The organism is Bacillus sp. JJ722 (assembly GCF_036963345.1).
Classification (GTDB): domain Bacteria; phylum Bacillota; class Bacilli; order Bacillales; family DSM-1321; genus Bacillus_AD.
This window is the reverse complement of the sequence record NZ_JBALMO010000117.1, coordinates 1,633-8,235: the sequence shown is the minus strand read 5'-3', so window position 1 is coordinate 8,235 and position 6,603 is coordinate 1,633. Positions and strand designations below refer to the sequence as shown.

Here is a 6,603-nt window from a genome sequence, read left to right as displayed (position 1 = left end):
GAATTATTGACCTATAATTAAGACCAACTACTAATATTAAGTGATAATGCAAGTTGAAATTCTTAACGTGTGTATAATCATTGATTTATAGCTTTCGGAAGTCGGAATATTCAAACTTCTTTACGGTAACTTAAGGAGGCAACAGAATGAAAAGAGAAGAGTTAATTGCGCCATTAGAGTATAACTTAGTAAATGAAATTGAAAAGCATTCCAATCATTCAAATAAGGTAGCAATTAAGTGGGAAAATGAAGCAGGAGAAACAAAAGATATCACCTATGGTGAATTAATGAAAGCTTCGAATAAAATAGGTAATGTTTTTATTGGGATGGGTTTGAAAAAGGGTGACGCCATTTTAATCATCGTACCTAGATTAATTATGGCGTATCAAGTATATATAGCAGCATTGAAAGCAGGTTTAGTTATTATTCCTTCTTCTGAAATGCTAAAGGCAACAGATTTGCAGTACCGAATTATTCACGGCAATGTAAAAGCTGTTGTTTGTTATACAGATTTTTTGTCAGAAGTAGATAAAGTACCAGAGGCACAAAATGTATTGAAATATTCTATTGATGGAAGTAAATCAGGCTGGATTTCGTTAGAAGAAATGATGCAGGATGCTAGCGAAGAAATGGAAATGGTAGAAACAACGAGAGATGACACAGCATTTCTATCCTATACGTCTGGAACAACTGGGAAGCCGAAAGCAGCTGTCCACACACATGCCTGGGCTTATGCACATTTGAAAACAGCCGCTGTAAACTGGCTTTGTATTGGTGAACAGGATCTAGTTTGGGCAACGGCAGCTCCTGGTTGGCAGAAGTGGGTATGGAGTCCGTTTTTATCAGTGTTAGGAACAGGTGCAACAGGATTTGTGTACAATGGAAGGTATAATGCGAAGAAGTTTTTAGAGCTTTTACAAAAATATCAAATCAATGTGTTATGCTGTACGCCAACAGAATATCGATTAATGGCTAAAGAAGAGAATTTGGAGCAATTCCATTTAGAGAAGTTGCATAGTGCTGTTTCAGCAGGGGAACCTTTGAACAGAGAAGTGATAGATGTTTTTCAAAAATATTTTAACGTGACTGTTCGAGATGGGTATGGACAAACAGAGAGTACGTTATTAGTCGGAGTCACAAAAGGAATGGAAATTAAGCCTGGTTCAATGGGAAAACCGACTCCTGGAAATATCGTAGAAATTTTGAATGAAAACAATGAGGTTTGTGAAGTTGGCGAAATAGGTGATATTGCTGTTCATGGTAGTTCGCCGGCACTTTTCAAACATTATTACAAAGATCCGGAAAGAACGGCGATGCAATATCGAGGAGATTACTATATAACGGGTGATCGAGCGAAAAAGGATGAAGACGGTTATTTTTGGTTTGAAGGGCGTAGTGATGATATTATTATAAGCTCTGGTTATACAATTGGACCTTTCGAAGTAGAAGATGCACTTGTAAAGCATCCTGTCGTTAAGGAATGCGCGGTAGTTGCTAGTCCTGACGAGGTGCGAGGAAATATTGTCAAAGCGTTTGTCGTATTGAAGGAAGGCGTGGATCGTTTTGATAAACAATTAATTTCAACGCTTCAAAAGCATGTGAAGAAATTAACAGCACCATATAAATATCCAAGATGTATTGAATTTATTGATGAACTGCCGAAAACTTCTTCAGGAAAAATTCGTCGTGTAGAATTAAGAGAAGGTAGTTAAGTGGAGAAAAGAGGATGTCACATGTGATGTCCTCTTTTTTGTGTTTATAATAAAAGTATCAAGAAGAAAGGTGTGTTTGCTTCATGAAAAGAATTTTAGATTGCAGAGGATCAGATTTTCGTCAGATGGGAAAAGCGGAGTTAAAGCAAGCTATATTAGCTTCTGAAGGTAGAACTGTAATGGCGGAAACTATCGTTAGTTCACAGCCGCTATTTCCTGAAGTATCCAATCCAGAAATGATGAAAGCTTTTGGTGCAGACTTTATATTGTTAAATATCTTTGATGTATTTAATCCGAATGTTAAAGGGGTTGTACCTTACAATGTATTGCACCCTAGTGAACAGGATGGGACGACGGATGATTCAATTATTGAAACCATTAAGAAGTTAACAGGTCTTCCTGTTGGAATCAATCTTGAACCAGTAGATGTAACAGCTGAAGCAACAGAAGAATTATATTCACTTCCTGAAGGTCGAACAGCTACTGCCAAATCATTAGCCAAAGCAAGAGAACTGGGGTGTGATTTCATTTGTTTAACAGGTAACCCGAAAACAGGTGTAACGAATAATAAGATTACACAAGCAATCCATTTAGCAAAAGAACACTTTCAAGGGTTAATTATAGCGGGGAAAATGCATAGTGCAGGTACAACAGGGAACGTACTGGACTTGCAATCAATAGAAGATTTTGTTGCAGCTGGAGCGGATCTAATTCTTCTTCCAGCACCAGGTACAGTTCCAGGTGTAAGAGAAAGAACGCTTGCTGAGGCAATTCAGCTTGTGAAAAGTAAAGGAGCGTTAACACTAGCAGCTATTGGTACTAGCCAAGAGGGAGCCGACGTGGAAACGATTCGATCCATAGCTTTGAGTGCCAAAAGAGCTGGTGCAGACATGATTCATATTGGAGATTCTGGATTTTCGGGAATGGCTATTCCTGAAAACATTCAAGCTTTATCCATAGCTATTCGTGGTAAGAGACATACATATATTCGTATGGCAGCATCAGCATTAAGATAAACTAGAATTGATTTACTTAATTAATGTGCTTTCTTACAATTAAAAAAGAGAAAGTTATTTATTTTGATTGACATTTCACAGGAAAGTATTTAATATTTTAGAAAATACAGATAATAGCGTTGAGAAGGATCAAGATAGTAGCACTGATCTTACAGAGAACAATACATTGCTGAGAGTATTGTGATAATCTACCATCGACTCACCTTTTAGCTGATTTTCTGAAATCGTAGTAAGAAAATTCGTTGACCCGCGTTAAGGGCTCGAAATTGAGGCTTTTTATGGAAACATAAGAAGCGAATTAGGGTGGTACCACGTTAGGAATAGAACTCCTGTCGTCCCTTGTATATATACAAGGTGAATGGCATGGGGTTTTTTTATTTCACAAATAAGGAAAGGGGAAAAAGAAAATGAGAAAAATCCATATGTTTGATACCACATTACGAGATGGAGAGCAGTCACCAGGTGTTCACTTAACGACTGAGGAAAAGGTGGCAATTGCACTTCAGCTAGAGAAGCTAGGGGTTGATCGCATTGAAGCTGGATTTCCAGCATCATCACCGGGGGAAATTGTTAATGTGCAAGCTGTGACAAAAGCAGCTAGGAACACAAGTATTGCTGTATTAGCGAGAGCGCATCAAAATGATATCGAAGCCGCAAGAGACGCATTAAAAGGTGCTGCAACACCTTGCCTGCATATTGTCCTTGCAACTTCGCCTATACACCGCAAATATAAACTAAATATGACAAAAGAGCAAGTGATAGAAACAGCAGAAACAGCAATTAAATACGGAAAAAAATATTTCTCAGAAATCGAGTTTTCTCTAGAGGATGCAAGTAGAACGGAACTTGATTTTATGTGCCAAGTTGTTGATCGTGCCATTAAGGCAGGAGCAACGGTTATTAATCTACCAGATACGGTCGGTTATGCATCTCCTGAAACGTTTGGAGACATGTTCCGAGTAGTAAGGCAACAAGTACCTCGTGTGAATGATATTTTGTTGAGTACGCATTGTCATAATGATCTAGGAATGGCAACGGCAAATACACTTGCGGCTATCTATGCAGGCGTTGATCAAATCGAAGGAACAATCAATGGAATTGGTGAACGTGCAGGAAATACATCGATAGAGGAAGTAGCATTGGCACTTGAGACACGACAAGATCTTTATCAAGCTAAATCCAGTATTGTGTTAAATGAAATATATAATACAAGCAAGCTGGTCAGTCAGTATACGGGTATGGTGGTACAGCCAAATAAAGCGATTGTAGGAGATCATGCATTTGCACATGAATCTGGAATTCATCAAGACGGCATGATTAAAGAATCTTCCACATATGAAATAATAAAGCCAGAAACAGTTGGTGTTTCGGCGAGTACATTAGTATTAGGTAAACATTCTGGACGTCACGCGTTGAAGAAGAAGCTTGAGCATCTTGGATATAATTTAAATGATGAAGAGTTAGCAGCCGTCTTTGAAAACTTTAAAATAGTTATTGATAAGAAGAAATATGTGGTCGATGACGATATTCATATGCTTGTTAATCCAGACTTTATTAATAAAAATACACGTTATGAATTATCTGATTTAGTTATTTCATATCCTAATGAATTAACAGAGGTAACCATTTCGCTTATGGATGAGAAGCGTGTGAGCAATCAAGCAACTGTTCAAGGTAATGGTGTTATTGATGCCCTTTATAATGGCATTGAGCAAATCATCGGTGTTTCTTTCCAATTGGAAGATTACTCAATTCGAGCGAAGAATATTGGGAAAGATGCGTTAGGTGAAGTGATTGTCAAAGTTGAGAAAGAAGGACAAATTTTTACGGGACGTGGCATGGACACGGATATCATTAAAGCGAGTGCTAAAGCTTATTTAGCAGCTATTAATCAGCACTTCCAAAGAGATACAAATCAAGCGAAAGCTCAACAATTCGCATTTTCGAATTAATATCTACACAATAGGAAATAAAGTGATTTACTAATAAAATAGTATGATATTTTGTGAAAAGTGGAATATAAGTAATAAGAGCAATATATGTTACAATTGTGTCCATAAATACAAAAATCTACATGAAATCTAAAGCCGAAGGACGACAGGACCTTCGGCTTTTATTTATAATAATAGGATAAGAAAAATAAAATGGACCTTTGATTTAACTCTATGAGGAAGTGAATCTGATGAAGACAGTTATGGTAATTGGCGGTGGAATTACAGGTTTATCTACCATGTATTATTTGCAAAAGTTGAAACAAGATCAGAATTTAGACATTAAACTTATCTTAGTTGAGAAAAGTGAGAAGTTAGGAGGAAAAATCGCTACTGTTAATCAGGGTGAGTTTATGATGGAAACCGGTGCGGATTCAATGGTTGCTAACAAAGAAAACGTCATGCCTTTTATTGAGGAATTAAAGTTAACGGACGAGGTTGTCTATAATGCAACAGGAAAATCGTATATTTATTTAAATAATACTTTAATGCAAGTTCCAGAGGATACGGTTTTTGGCATACCTACGAATATGCAATCATTAATGAACAGTCCGCTAGTTTCACTTAAAGGGAAAATTGAAGCACATAAAGACTTAATTACTCGTAATAAAACGTTTACGAAGGATAGTTCAATCGGAGAATTTTTGGAGGCTTTTCTAGGAAAAGAATATGTAGAAAATCAAATTGCTCCAATCTTATCAGGCGTATATTCAGGTAAATTAGAAGACTTGCTTATCTCGTCAACCCTCCCATATCTTCTTGAATATAAGAATAAGTATGGCAGTATCATTCGAGGCTTGGCAAAGCACCATAAGCCAGCCCCAACAGCCAACAATAAAAAGTTTCTATCCTTTAAAAATGGCTTGTCTACAATTATTGATCGACTTGAACAAGAGTTAACGGATGTTACGATTTTGAAGGGCGTAGAAACAACAAGCGTTAACAAAAACGAAGAACATTATTCTGTATCATTTGCTAATCATGAAGATATTGAAGCAGATTATGTGGTGTTGAGTACGCCGTTTAACGTGGCGCAAGATCTATTACACAAGGATGAGCTTGATTCATCTTTTAATAAGTTAAAGAATTCATCTGTTATCACGATGTATATGGGCTTTGATATTCCAGATAGCAAACTACCGAAGGAAGGTACTGGCTATATTAATTCAGGAAAAGGCGATTTACTTTGTAACGCGTGCACATGGACTAGTCGAAAATGGACTCACACATCGAGCAATCGTCGGCTATTAGTGCGCCTTTTCTATAAAAATAGTCTACCTAACTTTGAAGAATTAAATCGTATGAGTGAAGAAGAATTAGTTAAAATAGCTTTGAAAGATATGGAAAAGAGCCTTGGTATAACAGAGAAACCGAAATCCGTTGAAGTAACAAAGTGGATTCATTTAATGCCAACGTACAATTTAGATCATGGAGAAGCGATTCAGTCTTTAAATGAGAAGTTATCTGCGATGTATCCACAGATTATTCTTGCTGGATGTTCTTACTATGGTGTAGGTATTGGAGCATGTATTACAAACGGAATAAATACGGCAGAAAAAATTGCTTCAGAACTAGTAGCGGCAAAAGGCTAATTTATTTTGAGTTTAATGAGTTTAACGAATGCTTGAGAAGGGAAGTTTCTTTCTTGAGAAGAGTTTAACTTTCATGTACATAATATTTAGGAACTGGTTAACGATATTCGAGAATTAATTGAGTCGAAGTTCGTAAAAAAAAATTGTTGGCACTCACACTATAGTGAGAGCAAATCAAAAAGGTGAGGATTTGTTCCCTCACCTTTTTTACTTATTATTTAGGAAATTATAAAATAATAGGTTGTTGATCACTTTGAAATAGATGGATTCTAAGTCCAGCTCCGAGCGCCCA

At 36.8% G+C, this 6,603-nt stretch carries 4 protein-coding genes and 1 other annotated feature; all 4 genes read left to right on the top strand.

The window, feature by feature from the left end; genetic code table 11:
• Positions 1 to 146 precede the first annotated feature (146 nt).
• The 4 genes from mbcS to V7014_RS15255 all read left to right on the top strand — a co-directional run bounded on the left by mbcS (position 147) and on the right by V7014_RS15255 (position 6,311).
• Entirely contained in the window at positions 147 to 1,712 is a 1,566-nt protein-coding gene (mbcS, locus tag V7014_RS15270; protein WP_335508294.1) for an acyl-CoA synthetase MbcS, read from the top strand.
• Positions 1,713 to 1,795: 83 nt separating this feature from the next.
• Positions 1,796 to 2,728, top strand: coding sequence for a DUF7916 family protein (locus V7014_RS15265; RefSeq protein ID WP_335508293.1), 933 nt, complete (start codon positions 1,796 to 1,798; stop codon positions 2,726 to 2,728).
• 110 nt (positions 2,729 to 2,838) lie between these two features.
• Positions 2,839 to 3,071, top strand: a binding site (T-box leader).
• A 64-nt stretch (positions 3,072 to 3,135) separates the two neighbouring features.
• Positions 3,136 to 4,680 (top strand): 2-isopropylmalate synthase, encoded by a 1,545-nt coding sequence (locus V7014_RS15260; RefSeq protein ID WP_335508292.1) that lies wholly within the window; start codon positions 3,136 to 3,138, stop codon positions 4,678 to 4,680.
• Positions 4,681 to 4,910: 230 nt separating this feature from the next.
• Positions 4,911 to 6,311: a protoporphyrinogen oxidase gene (locus V7014_RS15255; RefSeq protein WP_335508291.1), complete on the top strand. Its 1,401-nt coding sequence runs from the start codon at positions 4,911 to 4,913 to the stop codon at positions 6,309 to 6,311.
• Positions 6,312 to 6,603 lie beyond the last annotated feature (292 nt).

Coding starts and splice junctions, on each gene's coding strand:
- V7014_RS15255 (WP_335508291.1), top strand. CDS start 4,911: ATGAAGACAGTTATGGTAATTGGCGGTGGAATTACAGGTTTATCTACC.
- V7014_RS15260 (WP_335508292.1), top strand. CDS start 3,136: ATGAGAAAAATCCATATGTTTGATACCACATTACGAGATGGAGAGCAG.
- mbcS (WP_335508294.1), top strand. CDS start 147: ATGAAAAGAGAAGAGTTAATTGCGCCATTAGAGTATAACTTAGTAAAT.
- V7014_RS15265 (WP_335508293.1), top strand. CDS start 1,796: ATGAAAAGAATTTTAGATTGCAGAGGATCAGATTTTCGTCAGATGGGA.